General features: G+C 66.4%; 1 protein-coding gene. It reads right to left on the reverse strand.

Features of this window, described 5'->3' with window-relative positions:
- On the reverse strand, positions 1-559 hold a 559-nt coding region (locus AC5RVV_RS17920; RefSeq protein WP_494002702.1), incomplete at both ends, for a DUF885 domain-containing protein.

Here is a 559-nt window from a genome sequence, read left to right on the forward strand (position 1 = left end):
GTCGAGGCCGACCGAACCCAGGTTCAGTGCCCTGGAGTGGAAGCTCCTGAGATTGAACTCCTGGCCTTCGCGCTCCTTGACCTCGTCCCGGATCTGCTCCCAGAGCCGCTGGCCGATCTTGTAGGCCGGTGCCTGCCCCGGCCAGCCGAGGTAGCGCGTGAACTCGAACTTGAGCTGGCCTTCGCTGATGGCGATGTTCTGCCGCAGGAACTCATAGCCCTTCTCCGGAGTCCAGGTGCCGCTGCCCCAGCGCGCCGGGACCGGCAGGCCAAGATGGACGCCGATGTCGAATACCACCCGCGCAGCCCGCATCCGCTGGGCATCCAGCATGCCCAGCCGGTCCCCGGGATCCTTGAGATAGCCGAGCTGCTCCATCAGCCGTTCTGCGTACAGGGCCCAGCCTTCACCGTGGCCGGAGACCCAGCAGACATTGCGGCGCCAGTTGTTCAGCAGGTGGCGCCGGAAGGTTGCCGTTGCCACCTGCAGGTGGTGGCCGGGCACGCCCTCGTGGTAGACCGTCGTCGTTTCCTTCCAGGTCGTGAAGGTGTCCTCGCCCTCC

Source organism: Arthrobacter sp. MDT2-34-1 (assembly GCF_059091365.1).